Here is a 14,120-nt window from a genome sequence, read left to right as displayed (position 1 = left end):
ACGTGTGAACGCACACTTCAGCTTCGGCCCCGCCACCGGCGTCGGCTCCCTGCCCGGCGGGGACGCCCGCGAGGCCGCCAAGGCCGCCACCGGGTCCTTCGAGGACTTCCCGTTCCTCGCCGAGCTGCCGGCCCGGGGCCCCGGCGCGGACATGATCGGACGCACCGCGGGGATGCTCGTCGAGCTGTACGCGCGCGTGGAGCCCAGCGGCTGGCGGATCGGCGACGGTCCCGGACGCGACACCAAGCGGGCCCGCTCCTGGCTGGGCGAGGACCTCGACGCCCTGGAGGAGTTCACGCAGGGCTACGAGGGCCAGGTGAAGGTGCAGGCCGTCGGGCCCTGGACGCTCGCATCCGCGCTGGAGCTGAAGAACGGTCAGGCGGTGCTCTCCGACCACGGAGCCCGCCGCGACCTCGCCGGTTCCCTCGGCGAGGGACTGCGTCTGCACCTCGACGAGGTACGCCGCCGTCTGCCGGGCGCCCAGGTCGTGCTCCAGCTCGACGAGCCGTCCCTCACCTCGGTCCTGCGCGGCCGGGTGCGGACCGCCAGCGGCTACCGGACGTACCGCGCGGTCGACCGGCAGCTCGTGGAGTCCACGCTCCGCGACATCGTGGCGGTGCACGGCGACGGCCCCGTCGTGGTCCACTCCTGCGCGCCGGACGTCCCGTTCGCCCTGCTGCGCCGGGCCGGCGCGGCCGCGGTCTCCTTCGACTTCTCGCTCCTCACCGAACGTGACGACGATGCGATCGGTGAGGCGCTGGAAGGGGGGACCCGGCTCTTCGCCGGTGTCGTCCCGGGAGTGGACGGCCCATTGTCGGACCCTGCCGGTAGCGTCATGGGTGTCAGGACGCTGTGGCGCAGGCTGGGGCTGCGACCGGGGCTGCTCGCGGAGGCGGTCACCCTCACGCCGTCGTGCGGCCTCGCGGGTGCCTCCCCGGGGTACGCGCGCCAGGCCCTCGCCCACTGCGTCCGGGCGGCGAGATCCCTCGCGGACAACCCAGAGTAACGGGAGGACGACACGGTGGCCGGCGACAGGCAAGCGGAGACGACGGTGCCCAGCGAGGCACGGGACAAGCACGCGCAGCTGGCTGAGCAGATCGAGGAGCACCGCTTCCGGTACTACGTGAAGGACGCTCCCGTCGTCAGCGACGCCGAGTTCGACAGGCTGCTGCGTGCCCTGGAAGCCCTGGAGGAGGAGCATCCGCAACTGCGCACGCCCGACTCCCCCACCCAGAAGGTCGCGGGCGCGTACGCCACGGAGTTCACGGCCGTCCAGCACCGCGAACGCATGCTGTCGCTCGATAACGCCTTCGACGACCTGGAGCTCGCCGCCTGGGCGGAGCGTGTCCACAAGGACGTGGGCAGCTCCGCCCACCACTTCCTGTGCGAGCTCAAGGTCGACGGTCTCGCCGTCAACCTCACCTACGAGAACGGCCGTCTCACGCGCGCGGCGACCCGGGGCGACGGCCGCACGGGCGAGGACATCACGCCCAATGTGCGCACCATCGCCGATATCCCCGACCGGCTCACGGGGGACGGCGTCCCCACCCTGGTGGAGATCCGCGGCGAGGTGTACTTCCCGATGGAGAAGTTCGAGGAGCTGAACGCCCGTCTGGTCGAGGCGGGCGACAAGCCCTTCGCCAACCCGCGCAACGCCGCGGCGGGCTCCCTGCGCCAGAAGGACCCGCGCGTCACCGCGACGCGCCCGCTGCACATGGTGGTGCACGGCATCGGCGCCCTGGAGGGGTACGAGGGCCTCGACCGGCTGTCCGGGGCCTACGACCTCCTCAAGACCTGGGGTCTGCCCACCTCCCGGCACAACAAGGTGGTCGGCGACCTCGACGGCGTACGGGCGTTCATCGCGTACTACGGCGAGAACCGGCACTCGGTGGAGCACGAGATCGACGGCGTGGTCGTCAAGCTCGACGAGATCCGCCTCCAGGGCCGGCTCGGCTCCACCGCCCGGGCTCCCCGGTGGGCGATCGCCTACAAGTACGCGCCGGAGGAGGTCAACACCCGGCTCGTGGACATCCGGGTGGGGGTCGGCCGCACCGGCCGTGTGACGCCGTACGCCCAGGTCGAGCCGGTCACGGTCGCGGGTTCCGAGGTCGAGTTCGCCACGCTGCACAACCAGGAGGTCGTCAAGGCCAAGGGCGTCCTGATCGGCGACACGGTGGTGCTGCGCAAGGCCGGTGACGTGATCCCGGAGATCCTCGGCCCGGTCGCGGACCTGCGGGACGGCAGCGAGCGCGAGTTCGTGATGCCCGCCGAGTGCCCGGCGTGCGGCACGGCGCTGCGGCCGATGAAGGAGGGGGACATCGACCTGCGGTGTCCCAACGCCCGTTCCTGCCCCGCCCAGTTGCGCGAGCGCCTGTTCTACCTGGCCGGGCGCAGGGCCCTGGACGTCGAGCACTTCGGCTATGTCGCGGCGGCCGCCCTCACCAACCCGCTGGAGCCGTCCGAGCCGCCGCTGCGCGACGAGGGCGACCTCTTCGACCTCACCATCGAGCGGCTGCTGCCCATCAAGGCGTACGTCCTCGACCAGGACAGCGGACTGCCCAAGCGGGATCCGAAGACCGGCGAGGAGAAGATCGCCACCGTCTTCGCCAACCAGCAGGGCGAGCCGAAGAAGAACGCGCTCGCCATGCTGGAGAACATCGCCGCCGCCAAGGAACGTCCGCTGGCGCGCGTCCTCACCGGACTGTCGATCCGTCACGTCGGACCGGTCGCGGCGGAGGCCCTGGCCCGCGAGTTCCGCTCGATCGAGCGGATCGAACAGGCGTCGCAGGAGGAGCTGGCGGCCACCGACGGGGTGGGCGCCATCATCGCGGCCTCGCTCAAGGAGTGGTTCGCCGAGGAGTGGCACCAGGAGATCCTGCGCAAGTGGCGGGCGGCCGGGGTCCGCATGCAGGAGGAGGGCTCCGGGGAGGACGAGGGGCCGCGCCCGCTCGAAGGGCTGACGGTCGTGGTCACCGGCACCCTCGAACACTTCACCCGGGACGGCGCCAAGGACGCCCTCCAGAGCCGTGGAGCGAAGGTGACCGGTTCGGTCTCGAAGAAGACGTCGTTCGTCGTTGTGGGTGACAGCCCCGGATCGAAATACGACAAGGCGATGCAGCTGAAGGTTCCGGTTCTGGACGAGGACGGCTTCACCGTCCTGCTGGAACAGGGCCCCGAAGCGGCCTCCGAAGCGGCCCTGCCGATCGAGGAGTAGGCGGCAACGGCGGTTGAAGGCCACCCGATCGGCGCATACCAGATGCATACGGGTGGCCGGGGCGCATTCGGGCAACCGTCGACGACCGCTGCCCGCGGATGCCTTCCGCGGCCTACTGTTGGGACGTGCGCCTTCCGTGCCCAGCTGCGGTCGGGGCAACCCCGGTCCCCGGAGACAGGGGAAAGGGTTTTCCGACGCGGCGCCGCCCGGGGTTGTCGGGCAACGGGCCGCGTGGCGTGGGCACCGCCGGCTGTGAGAGGGACGGGAATGGAACCGACCGAGAGCGCCGCCCCGGACTCACGGCTGCGCCGACGCCGGGTCGCCGGCGTCTGGTGGGGAAGCTGGTGGACGGAGCGCTCCGAGCGGCAGACCGGCGCCCCGGCACGGCAGCCGCGCGACACCGCGTCCCAGGGCGCCCCGTACACCGGGGCCCAGGGCGCCCTGCCCACCCCCGCGCACAGCGCCCCGTACAGCCCGCCCCGCCCGGCGCCGCGTCCCGCCCCGGACCCCCGTGGGTCCGCCGCCCCGCATCCGGGGCCGTCCGACGCCGAGGCCGACCGGCACCTGTCCTGGCCCGCGCTGCCCTCGGCCGTCATATCCGCCGCCGCGTTCGCCCTCGGCGCCGGTTTCTACCGCGCCTTCACCGGCCACCACGCGCTCTTCCCCTCCGGCACGGCCGGCTGGTCCCTGGCCGTCCTGGCCGGGGTCATCGTCGGCCACCTGGTGCTGCTCGGCCGCGCCCGCTGGTGGGGCGGCACCGGTTCGGGAGCCGCCCTCACCCTCGCCGTCCTGCTGCTGTACGGCTGGGTGCCGGCCGGCCTGGTCAGCCTCACCGTCGTCGTCCTGGTCGGCATAGCCCGGCGCCACCGCTGGCGGCAGGGCGTCCTGCACGGCGCGGTGGACATCCTCGGCATCGGCACCGGCGCCCTGCTGCTGGCCGCCTGCGGCCGGATACCCTCCGTCGAACACCCCTGGACCCCGGACAGCTGGACCGTCTACACCGGTCCCCAGGTGGTCCTGGTGGCCGTCGCCTACCTCGCCGTCACCCGCGTGCTGCTCTGGCACCTGCACGCCCCGCGCGCCGCCGGAGTGCCCACCGTCGCCCGGACGGCCCTGGTCCGGCAGGGCCTGGTCGCCGTCGCCCTGCTCGGCATCGCCCCGCTGGTCTGCGTGGTGGCCGTGGCCAAGCCGATCCTGCTGCCGCTCTTCGCCATCCCGCTCATCGCCCTCGACTCCACCCTGTGGATAGCCCGCGCCCGCGCCGAGGAGCAGCTGCGCGACCCGCTGACGGGGCTGCCCAACCGCCAGTGGCTCCTGGAGCGCATCTGGACCGCCCTGGACGACGCGGAACGCATCGGGGCCCGTACCGCACTGATGCTGATCGACCTCGACCGCTTCCGGTCGGTCAACGACACCCTCGGTCATCTCGCCGGGGACCGGCTGCTCCTCCAGATAGCCGAACGGCTCCGGCTCGCCCTGCCCCGCGGGGCGGAGGTCGCGCGGCTCGGCGGGGACGAGTTCGCCGTCTTACTGCCCGTCGCCGACTCCACGACCTCGGCCTCGCGGGTCGCCCGGGGGCTGGTCGCCGACCTCGGCTCACCGCTCGACCTCGACGGCCTGACCCTCGTGCTGGAGGCCAGCGCCGGCGTCGCCGTCTTCCCCGACCACGCCCTCGACGCGGAGGGCATGCTGCGCCGGGCCGACGTGGCGATGTACCAGGCCAAGCGGGACCGCACGGGCGTCGAGGTGTACGAGTCCAAGCGCGACTCCAACACCCCCGACCGGCTCGGCCTGCTGGGCGACCTGCGGCGGGCGCTCGACGCGCACGAGGTGCAGCTGCACTACCAGCCGAAGGTCCGCTTCGACGGACATGTGGCCGGCCTCGAGGCGCTGGTGCGCTGGGTGCACCCGGAGCGCGGGAAGGTGCCGCCGGACGAGTTCATAGCGATCGCCGAATCGTCCGGGCTGATGCCCCATCTGACGGACTACGTGCTGGAGACGGCGCTCGCCCAGGTCGCGCGCTGGCGGGCCCAGGGCCTGTTCGTGCCGGTCGCGGTCAACGTCTCCCCGCGCGACGTCCACACACCGGGTTTCGCCGGCTCCGTCGCGGCGCGGCTGGCCCGGCACGGAGTGCCCGCGGGAGCGCTCCAACTGGAGATAACCGAACACGTCCTGCTGGAGGACCCGCAGCGCGCCGCCGACACCCTCAACGGGCTGACCGGGCACGGCGTGAAGATGTCGCTGGACGACTTCGGGACGGGCTACTCCTCCCTGGTGCACCTGCGCCGCCTGCCGGTGAGCGAGCTGAAGATCGACCGCTCCTTCGTGGCCCGGCTGGCCGTCGACACCGAGGACGCGGAGATCGTGCGCTGCACGATCGACCTCGCGCATTCCCTGGGACTCCTGGTCGTCGCCGAGGGCGTCGAGGACGACGAGACCTGGGAACGCCTGCGCGACCTGGGCTGCGACGCCGTCCAGGGCTGGCTGGTCGCGGCGGCGATGCCGCCGGAGGAGACGACGGCGTGGCTGCGGGCCCGGGGCTCGCGCGGATGGCAGCGCCCGGCCGCTGCGCTGCCCGCGGCGGCCTCCGACGAGTGAGGCGACCCGGCTCTGCGTGGCGCCGGCACCGCTCGGCGACACCGTGAACGTCCTGCGGCACGGCGGCACGAGGGCCCTGGCCTTCGGCATCCGCATCGCCGCCGCGGCGGTCGACCTGATCGGCACGGTCCCGCTCTTCCCCGTCCGAACCCCGGACCGTCCACCCCGCCCGGGCGAAACCGAGTCACGGCCACCGTCCCCGGCACCCTAGGATTGGGCCCAAACCACACACTCACTCCACCCCAGAGGAACGCTGCATGCCTGGCATCACGCGCGAGGAGGTCGCCCACCTCGCCCGGCTGGCGCGTCTGGAGCTGAAGCCCGAAGAGCTCGAACACTTCGCGGGACAGCTGGACGACATCATCGGCGCGGTCGCCCGCGTCAGCGAGGTCGCCGACCAAGACGTACCGCCGACCTCGCACCCGCTCCCGCTGACCAACGTCATGCGGGCGGACGAGGTCCGTCCGTCGCTCACCCCCGAGCAGGCGCTCTCCGGCGCCCCGGCCCAGGAGCAGCAGCGTTTCAAGGTGCCGCAGATCCTGGGGGAGGACTAACCGCCATGACGGACAACGTCACCATCATCAAGCTCACCGCCGCCGAGACCGCCGAGAAGATCGCCTCCGGCGAGCTCACGGCCGTCCGCGTCACCGAGGCGCACCTGGCCCGTATCGAGGCCGTCGACGAGAAGGTCCACGCCTTCCTGCACGTCGACCGTGAGGGCGCCCTCGCACAGGCCCGCGCCGTCGACGAGAAGCGGGAGCGCGGCGAGAAGCTCGGCCCGCTGGCCGGTGTGCCGCTCGCGCTCAAGGACATCTTCACCACCGAGGGCATCCCGACGACCGTCGGCTCGAAGATCCTCGAAGGCTGGATCCCGCCGTACGACGCGACGCTCACCAAGCGGCTGAAGGCCGCCGACGTCGTCATCCTCGGCAAGACCAACATGGACGAGTTCGCCATGGGGTCCTCCACCGAGAACAGCGCCTACGGCCCCACCGGCAACCCCTGGGACCTCACCAAGATCCCCGGCGGCTCCGGCGGCGGCTCCTCCGCCGCGCTCGCCTCGTTCCAGGCGCCGCTCGCCATCGGCACCGACACCGGCGGCTCCATCCGCCAGCCGGCCGCCGTCACCGGCACGGTCGGCGTGAAGCCGACGTACGGCGCGGTCTCCCGTTACGGCATGGTCGCCTTCTCCTCCTCCCTCGACCAGGGCGGCCCCTGCGCCCGCACGGTCCTGGACGCGGCGCTGCTGCACGAGGTGATCGCCGGGCACGACCCGCTGGACTCCACGTCCATCGACGCGCCCGTCCCGCCGGTCGTCGAGGCCGCACGCAACGGCAGCGTCGCGGGCATGCGCGTCGGCGTGGTCAAGCAGTTCCGCGGCGAGGGCTACCAGGCCGGAGTCATCCAGCGGTTCGACGAGTCCGTCGCGCTGCTGAAGGAGCTGGGCGCCGAGATCGTCGAGCTGGACTGCCCGTCCTTCGACCTCGCCCTGTCGGCGTACTACCTGATCGCGCCGTCCGAGTGCTCCTCCAACCTCGCCCGCTTCGACGGGCTGCGCTACGGCCGGCGCACCGGGGACGACGGCACCCGCTCGGCGGAGGAGGTCACCTCCCTCACCCGGGAGGCCGGCTTCGGCGCCGAGGTCAAGCGCCGCATCATGCTCGGCACGTACGCGCTGAGCTCCGGCTACTACGACGCCTACTACGGTTCGGCCCAGAAGGTCCGCACGCTCATCACGCGGGACTTCGAGAAGGCCTTCGAGCAGGTCGACGTGATCGTGTCGCCCACGACGCCGACCACCGCCTTCGCGATCGGCGAGCGCGCCGACGACCCGATGGCGATGTACCTGGCCGACCTGTGCACGATCCCGACCAACCTCGCGGGCAACGCGGCCATGTCGCTGCCCTGCGGTCTCGCCCCGGAGGACAACCTCCCGGTGGGCCTTCAGATCATCGCCCCGGCACTGAAGGACGACCGGCTGTACAAGGTCGGCGCCGCCGTCGAGGCCGCCTTCGTGGAAAGGTGGGGGCACCCGCTTCTCGAGGAGGCTCCGTCGCTGTGAGCGCACTGAACAAGGCCAAGGGCTTCAAGAAGTCCAAGTCCGGTACGTACCTGTCCATCGCCGGGACCGCGTTCGGCGCGTTCGGTGTGGCCAAGCGGCTCAAGAAGGCCCGCGCCGAGAAGGACACCCTGGTCCTGATCGACGCCACCGTGTCCGCCGTCGCCATCGTCACCGGCCTCGCCATCCTGTACCGCGAGCTGAAGCGGCTGGGCGACGACGACGTCCTGCTGGGCTGAGAGGGAAGTTTCACCGTGACCACCACGACCGACCTGGTGTCGTACGAGGACGCGCTGGCGTCGTACGACCCCGTCATGGGCCTCGAGGTCCATGTCGAACTCGGCACCAAGACGAAGATGTTCTGCGGCTGTTCGACCGAGCTGGGCGCCGAGCCCAACTCGCAGACCTGCCCCACCTGCCTCGGCATGCCCGGCGCGCTTCCGGTCGTCAACGCGATCGGCATCGAGTCCGCGATCAAGATCGGTCTCGCGCTGAACTGCGAGATCGCCGAGTGGTGCCGCTTCGCGCGGAAGAACTACTTCTACCCGGACATGCCGAAGAACTTCCAGACCTCCCAGTACGACGAGCCGATCGCCTTCGACGGCTACCTCGACGTACAGCTGGAGGACGGCGAGACCTTCCGGGTGCAGATCGAGCGCGCCCACATGGAGGAGGACACCGGCAAGTCGACGCACGTCGGCGGCGCCACCGGCCGTATCCACGGCGCGTCCCACTCCCTGCTGGACTACAACCGCGCCGGCATCCCGCTGATCGAGATCGTCACCAAGCCGATCGAGGGGGCCGGCGAGCGCGCCCCCGAGGTCGCGCGGGCGTACGTCCGTGAACTGCGCGAGCTCATCAAGGCGCTCGGCGTCTCCGAGGCGCGCATGGAGATGGGCCAGATGCGCTGCGACGTGAACCTGTCGCTGCGTCCGCACGGCCGCGAGAAGTTCGGCACCCGCTCCGAGACGAAGAACGTGAACTCGCTGCGGTCCGTGGAGCGCGCGGCCCGCTTCGAGATCCAGCGGCACGCCGCCGTGCTGAACGGCGGCGGCACGATCGTCCAGGAGACCCGCCACTTCCACGAGGACACCGGGTCGACGACCTCGGGCCGCGTGAAGGAGGAGGCCGAGGACTACCGGTACTTCCCGGAGCCCGACCTGGTGCCGGTCGCCCCGTCCCGCGCGTGGGTCGAGGAGCTGCGGGCCGGTCTGCCGGAGCTGCCGCTGGTCCGCCGCAACCGGCTGGTCGCCGAGTGGGGCATCACCGCCACCGACATGCAGTCGATCCTGAACGCCGGCGCGCTGGACCTGATCGTCGCCACCATCGACGCCGGGGCCGACGCGGCCTCCGCTCGCAAGTGGTGGATGGGCGAACTGGCCCGCAGCGCCAACGAGTCGGGCACCTCGCTCGACGACCTGGCGATCACGCCGGAGCAGGTCGCGCGGGTCACCGAGCTGGTCACCAAGGGCGACCTGAACGACAAGCTGGCCCGTCAGGTCATCGAGGGCGTCCTCGCGGGCGAGGGCACCCCGGACGAGGTCGTCGACAAGCGCGGTCTGAAGGTCGTCTCCGACGAGGGCGCGCTCACCACCGCCGTCGAGGAGGCCATCGCCGGCAACCCGGGCATCGCCGACAAGATCCGCGGTGGCAAGGTGGCCGCGGCCGGCGCGCTGGTCGGCGCCGTGATGAAGGCCACGCGCGGGCAGGCCGACGCGGCCCGCGTCAAGGAGCTCATCCTGGAGAAGCTGGGCGTCAGCGAGGGCTGAGCCCGGGATTTCTCTTCACCCAGGGGGGATGCGCCGCACCGGCGCATCCCCCCTGGGCGTCCTGCCGCACGGGCCGACGCGCTACGCTCGCCCGCCATGAGGGCACGAACCGACTCCGACCCGCAGGACGGCATACACGGCGGCCCGCGTGCCGCGATCCCCCGCACGACCGCACCGACCGCACCGACCGCAGCGCCCGCACGGCCCGTGCCGACCGACGAGTCGCCCGCGCCGACCGGCGAGCCGGCCGCGACGAACGGCCCGACGCGACCGGCCGCCGCCCCCGCCCCCGGCGAAGCCCGTGACACGGTCGCCCCCGCCGCCACCGCTGCCCTCACCCCAGAAGCCCCCGCCCTCACCCCAGAAGCCCCCGCCCTCACCCCGGAAGCCCCCGCCCCGGACGCCCCCGCCCTCGCCCCGGACGCGGCCCCGGCCCCCGGTGCGGCCGATGCGGAGGCCGGGGCCGGTCCCGGTGGGGCCGGGGACGTCGACCCGGACGAGGAGTACGGGCCCGAGGACGCCCGGCGGGCGCGCTGGACGGCGGCCGGCACCGGAGCGCTGCTGACCCTCGCCGGACTCGCCGCGTCCCTCATGCGCCTCACCGGCTCGTCCCCCGCGTTCGTCCCCGCCGCCTATGCCTGCGGAGCCGCCGTCTGCGCCGTCGCCGCTCTCCTCGGGTCCCGCGGCCGCACCCGGCGGGCGCTGTGGCTGCTGATCGCCGGGGTGATGGTGATGGCGATCGGCGACCAGGCGGACTGACCCGCGCAGCCGCCCCCGACGGCCTGACATGCGCCTGACGAGGGCGGACGCGTTGACCGTTATTGTCCTGTGACGTGACTCGCACTCCTGTGAAAAGTGCCACGAACGACTCAAACGATCATTTTCGCCTGCAAGAGTGGCCGCGTATCGCTCATACGTTCTTTGCGGGCTGTTCGTTCCAGGTACGGCTGTTCCCGGTCAAAGATCCACAATTCGCCCTCCGGGAGCACGTCAAGTGGCAGCCCTCGCACGCTGGTGTGTCCGCAACCGCCTCATCGCGGTGCTGATCTGGCTCCTCGCTCTCGGCGGCACCGCCACCGCCGCACTCGCCGTCGGCTCCGCCTACTCCGACGACTACGAGGTCCCCGGCACCGAGTCCGGCCGCGCCGCCCGGCTGCTCGCCGAAGGCTTCCCGGGCCTCGGCGGGGACAGCGACACCGTCGTCTGGCACACCGCCTCCGGCTCCGTGCGCGCCGCCGACGTCGAACAGACCATGAACGGCGCGCTCGACAGGATCGCCGAACTCCCGGGCGTGGCCTCCGTGACCGGGCCCTACGACGGCCAGGGACAGGAGCGGATCAGCAAGGACGCGCACACCGCCTACGCCACCGTGATCTTCGAGGACCGCGCCGAGGACGTCACCCGGGGCGAGGCGCAGGCCGTCGTCGACACGGCGCGCGCCGCGGGGACCGACGGGCTCCAGGTCGAACTCGGCGGCAGCGCCGTCGCGCTCACCGAGTCCTCCGGCGGGCATCTCGCCGAGATCGTCGGCGTGGTCGTCGCCGCGGTCGTGCTGTTCCTCGCGTTCGGGTCGCTCGCCGCCTCCGCCCTGCCGATCGCCACCGCCCTGGTCGGGGTCGGGACCGCCTACGCCGGCATCGTGCTGCTCGGGCACGCCATGACCGTCGCCGACTTCGCGCCCATGCTCGGCATGCTCGTCGGACTCGGCGTCGGCATCGACTACGCGCTCTTCATCGTCACCCGGCACCGGCGCGGACTGAAACGGGGGCTCACGGTCACCGAGGCCGCCACGAACGCCGTCGCCACCACCGGCCGCGCCGTCGTCTTCGCCGGCGCCACGGTGTGCATCGCCCTGCTGGGCATGCTGACCCTGCGGCTGGGCTTCCTCGACGGCGTGGCGATCGCCGCCTCCCTGACCGTCGTCCTCACCGTCGCCGCCTCCGTGACCCTGCTGCCCGCCCTGCTGTCCTTCATCGGCATGCGCGCCCTCAGCCGCCGCGAACGCCGCCGGCTCGCCGAGCACGGGCCCCGGCCGGAGCTGCCGACGGGCCTCGCCGCCCGCTGGTCGGCGTTCGTCGAACGCCACCCCAGGAAGCTCGGCGCGTGCGCCCTCGCCGTCGTCGCCGTCCTCGCCCTGCCCACCCTCTCCCTGCGCCTCGGCACCTCCGACCAGGGCAACGGACCCGAGTCCGCCACCACCCGGCAGGCCTACGACCTCCTCGCCGAGGGCTTCGGCGCCGGTGTGAACGGGCCGCTCACCCTCGTGACCCGCGTCGGGGGCGCCGAGGACCGGCTCGCCCTCGACAATCTCGGCACCACCCTGCGCGCCACCGAGGACGTGGCGTCGGTGACCCCGGTGACCTTCGGCTCGGGCGGCCGTACCGCGTACCTCACCGTCGTCCCCGGGTCCGCACCCCAGTCGCAGCGCACCAGCGAACTCGTCGAACGGCTGCGCACCGAGGTGCTGCCCCGCGCCGAGACCGGCACCACCCTCGACGTGCACGTCGGCGGAGTGACGGCCGGCTACGACGACTTCGCGGACGTCATCGTCGGCAAGCTCCCGCTGTTCGTCGGCGCCGTCGTCGGCCTGGGCTGCCTGCTGCTCCTGCTCGCGTTCAGGTCCGTCGGGATACCGCTCAAGGCCGCCGTGATGAACGTGGCCGCCGTCGCCGCCGCCTTCGGGATCGTCGTGGCCGTCTTCCAGTGGGGCTGGGGGAGCGAACTGCTGGGGCTCGGCCGCGCGGGGCCCATCGAGCCCTTCCTCCCCGTGATCATGGTGTCGGTGCTCTTCGGGCTCTCCATGGACTACCAGGTGTTCCTGGTCAGCCGGATGTACGAGGAATGGCTGGAGACCGGCGACAACCGGCGCGCCGTCCGGGTCGGGCTCGCCGAGACGAGCCGCGTGATCAACTCCGCGGCGGTCGTCATGATCTCCGTCTTCCTCGCCTTCGTGCTCAGCGGCGACCGGGTGATCGCCATGTTCGGCATCGCCCTCGCCGCGGCCGTCGCCCTCGACGCCTTCGTGCTGCGCACCCTGCTGGTGCCCGCCCTCATGCACCTGCTCGGCAGCGCGAACTGGTGGCTGCCGCGCCGCCTCGACCGGTACCTGCCGCGGATCAGCATCGAGCCGCCCGAGTGCCGTGCCACCCATGAGAGGCTCACCGAGACAGTGGAGGCACTGGAGAAGGAGCGCCGGCCGGATGTACGCGATATCGCTGGGTGACGACGGGGCGGAGCTGCGCCCGCTGGAGCCCTGGCACGCCGAGGAGTTCCTGGCGCACCTGGAGCGGGGCCGGGAGTTCATCAACCAGTACGTGCCCTTCGGCTCCAAGGCCACCGACGTGGCCACCGCACGGGCGGCGCTCCAGCGGTACGCCGACATGCGCGCCGCCGACACCGGCTCGCTGCACGGCCTGTGGCTGGACGGCCGGCTCGTGGGCGGGGTCCTCTTCCTCAACTTCGACGCCGCCGACGCGAACTGCGAGGTCGGCTGCTGGCTGGAACCCGCCGGTACCGGACGCGGCCTCGTCACCCGGGCCATGCGCGTGCTGATCGACTTCGCCGTGGAACAGCGCGGGATCCAGCGCGTCGAGTGGATCGCCTCCGCGGGGAACACCCCCAGCCTGGACGTCGCCCGGCGGCTCGGGATGACCCGCGACGGCGTACGCCGGCAGTCCTACCCCTATCGTGGGGTGCGGCACGACCTCGAGGTGTGGTCCGTGCTGGCCCAGGAGTGGCGCGACGCACGCGCGCGCGACGCTCACAGCGATCATTAAGGGACCTCTCAGAGAGCGTCCGTACGGTGCGAGGTATGGGAACCAAGACTGTGGACGAGGCCGGCGCGCAATCCGGTACCGAGGCGAAGCGCGACGAGGAGAAGGTGGACGTCACGAAGACCGCGGCACCCGAGGAAGCGGCCGGGGCGCAGGCGGAGGCGGCCGACGGCCCCGCCGCCGGCACCGAGGACGGTGACGAGCTCCTCGCCGGGGAGGCCGCGGACCGGTCGGAGGGTTCCACCGGCGTCGGCCAGGGCGCCGGGGCCGTGGTCTCCGTCGCCCTCGGCGTCGTGTCGCTGACCGGTGGCTGGATCGGCACCGTCGCCGCCGCCCGCGAGACGCTCGTCGGCCAGCTCCAGACCTCCTCCAACGCCGGCGTGGCCACCCAGCTCAAGGAGGTCTACGGCGACGCCTGGCAGACCACCGCGCTGTGGGCCGGCCTGTTCGCGCTGGCCGCCCTGGTCATCGGTGTCGTCGTCCTGGCCCGGCCCGCGTTCGGCGCCCCCGGCCGCCCGCAGGCCCCCTGGATCAAGTCCGTCGCCTGGGCAGGCGTGGCGATCGGCGTCATCGGCCTGCTGCTGGCCGTGCTGAAGTACACCGACGCCCTGCTCGGGCTGCCGCCCGCGAGCTGAGCACCCGCAGGCCAGGAGGGGTCTTAGGGGGTCGTGAGCCACTCACGGCCCCGTCTAAGGCCCCTTCGGCGC

Annotated in this window: 10 protein-coding genes and 1 pseudogene; all 11 read left to right on the top strand. The window is 72.5% G+C overall.

From position 1 onward, the window contains the following. Positions 1 to 4: 4 nt before the first annotated feature. The 11 genes and pseudogenes from Saso_RS33935 (at position 5) to Saso_RS33885 (ending at position 14,048) form a co-directional block, all read left to right on the top strand. Positions 5 to 1,006 (top strand): methionine synthase, encoded by a 1,002-nt coding sequence (locus Saso_RS33935; RefSeq protein WP_189926760.1) that lies wholly within the window; start codon positions 5 to 7, stop codon positions 1,004 to 1,006. A gap of 15 nt (positions 1,007 to 1,021) precedes the next feature. Further along, positions 1,022 to 3,214 carry an NAD-dependent DNA ligase LigA gene (gene ligA, locus Saso_RS33930; protein ID WP_189926758.1) on the top strand — a complete coding sequence of 731 codons (2,193 nt, stop codon included), beginning with the start codon at positions 1,022 to 1,024 and terminating at the stop codon, positions 3,212 to 3,214. 267 nt (positions 3,215 to 3,481) lie between these two features. Further along, on the top strand, positions 3,482 to 5,812 hold the full coding sequence (locus tag Saso_RS33925; protein WP_189926756.1) for a putative bifunctional diguanylate cyclase/phosphodiesterase: 2,331 nt from the start codon (positions 3,482 to 3,484) through the stop codon (positions 5,810 to 5,812). A gap of 257 nt (positions 5,813 to 6,069) precedes the next feature. Then, the gene (gene gatC / locus Saso_RS33920) at positions 6,070 to 6,366 is read left to right on the top strand and encodes an Asp-tRNA(Asn)/Glu-tRNA(Gln) amidotransferase subunit GatC (RefSeq protein WP_007384860.1); all 297 of its coding nucleotides are present in this window, start codon (positions 6,070 to 6,072) and stop codon (positions 6,364 to 6,366) included. 5 nt (positions 6,367 to 6,371) lie between these two features. Further along, entirely contained in the window at positions 6,372 to 7,874 is a 1,503-nt protein-coding gene (gatA, locus tag Saso_RS33915) for an Asp-tRNA(Asn)/Glu-tRNA(Gln) amidotransferase subunit GatA (protein WP_189926754.1), read from the top strand. Continuing rightward, entirely contained in the window at positions 7,871 to 8,110 is a 240-nt protein-coding gene (locus Saso_RS33910) for a hypothetical protein (RefSeq protein WP_020131415.1), read from the top strand. Before gatA ends, Saso_RS33910 begins: the two co-directional genes overlap by 4 nt. Positions 8,111 to 8,125: 15 nt before the next feature. After that, a complete protein-coding gene (gene gatB / locus Saso_RS33905) occupies positions 8,126 to 9,640 on the top strand; it encodes an Asp-tRNA(Asn)/Glu-tRNA(Gln) amidotransferase subunit GatB (protein WP_189926753.1) in 1,515 nt (504 codons plus the stop codon). Between the two features lie 507 nt (positions 9,641 to 10,147). Continuing rightward, positions 10,148 to 10,399 (top strand): annotated as a pseudogene (locus Saso_RS33900) (hypothetical protein); the annotation flags it as partial. A 235-nt stretch (positions 10,400 to 10,634) separates the two neighbouring features. Continuing rightward, positions 10,635 to 12,863 (top strand): MMPL family transporter, encoded by a 2,229-nt coding sequence (locus Saso_RS33895; RefSeq protein ID WP_189926751.1) that lies wholly within the window; start codon positions 10,635 to 10,637, stop codon positions 12,861 to 12,863. Next, positions 12,841 to 13,416 carry a GNAT family N-acetyltransferase gene (locus Saso_RS33890; protein ID WP_189926749.1) on the top strand — a complete coding sequence of 192 codons (576 nt, stop codon included), beginning with the start codon at positions 12,841 to 12,843 and terminating at the stop codon, positions 13,414 to 13,416. The genes Saso_RS33895 and Saso_RS33890 overlap by 23 nt, the downstream gene beginning before the upstream one ends. Before the next feature lie 35 nt (positions 13,417 to 13,451). Then, positions 13,452 to 14,048, top strand: a complete 597-nt coding sequence (locus Saso_RS33885) for a hypothetical protein (RefSeq protein ID WP_189926747.1) — start codon at positions 13,452 to 13,454, stop codon at positions 14,046 to 14,048. Positions 14,049 to 14,120: the final 72 nt, after the last annotated feature.

Source organism: Streptomyces asoensis (assembly GCF_016860545.1).
Taxonomy (GTDB): Bacteria; Actinomycetota; Actinomycetes; order Streptomycetales; family Streptomycetaceae; genus Streptomyces; species Streptomyces asoensis.
The sequence above is the reverse complement of the archived record's forward strand: the minus strand, read 5'-3'. Positions and strand labels throughout refer to the sequence as shown.

Excerpts from the sequence above, each read along its gene's own strand:
- Saso_RS33890 (WP_189926749.1), top strand. The coding sequence starts at position 12,841 with ATGTACGCGATATCGCTGGGTGACGACGGGGCGGAGCTGCGCCCGCTG.
- gatC (WP_007384860.1), top strand. The coding sequence starts at position 6,070 with ATGCCTGGCATCACGCGCGAGGAGGTCGCCCACCTCGCCCGGCTGGCG.
- Saso_RS33885 (WP_189926747.1), top strand. The coding sequence starts at position 13,452 with ATGGGAACCAAGACTGTGGACGAGGCCGGCGCGCAATCCGGTACCGAG.
- gatA (WP_189926754.1), top strand. The coding sequence starts at position 6,372 with ATGACGGACAACGTCACCATCATCAAGCTCACCGCCGCCGAGACCGCC.
- Saso_RS33925 (WP_189926756.1), top strand. The coding sequence starts at position 3,482 with ATGGAACCGACCGAGAGCGCCGCCCCGGACTCACGGCTGCGCCGACGC.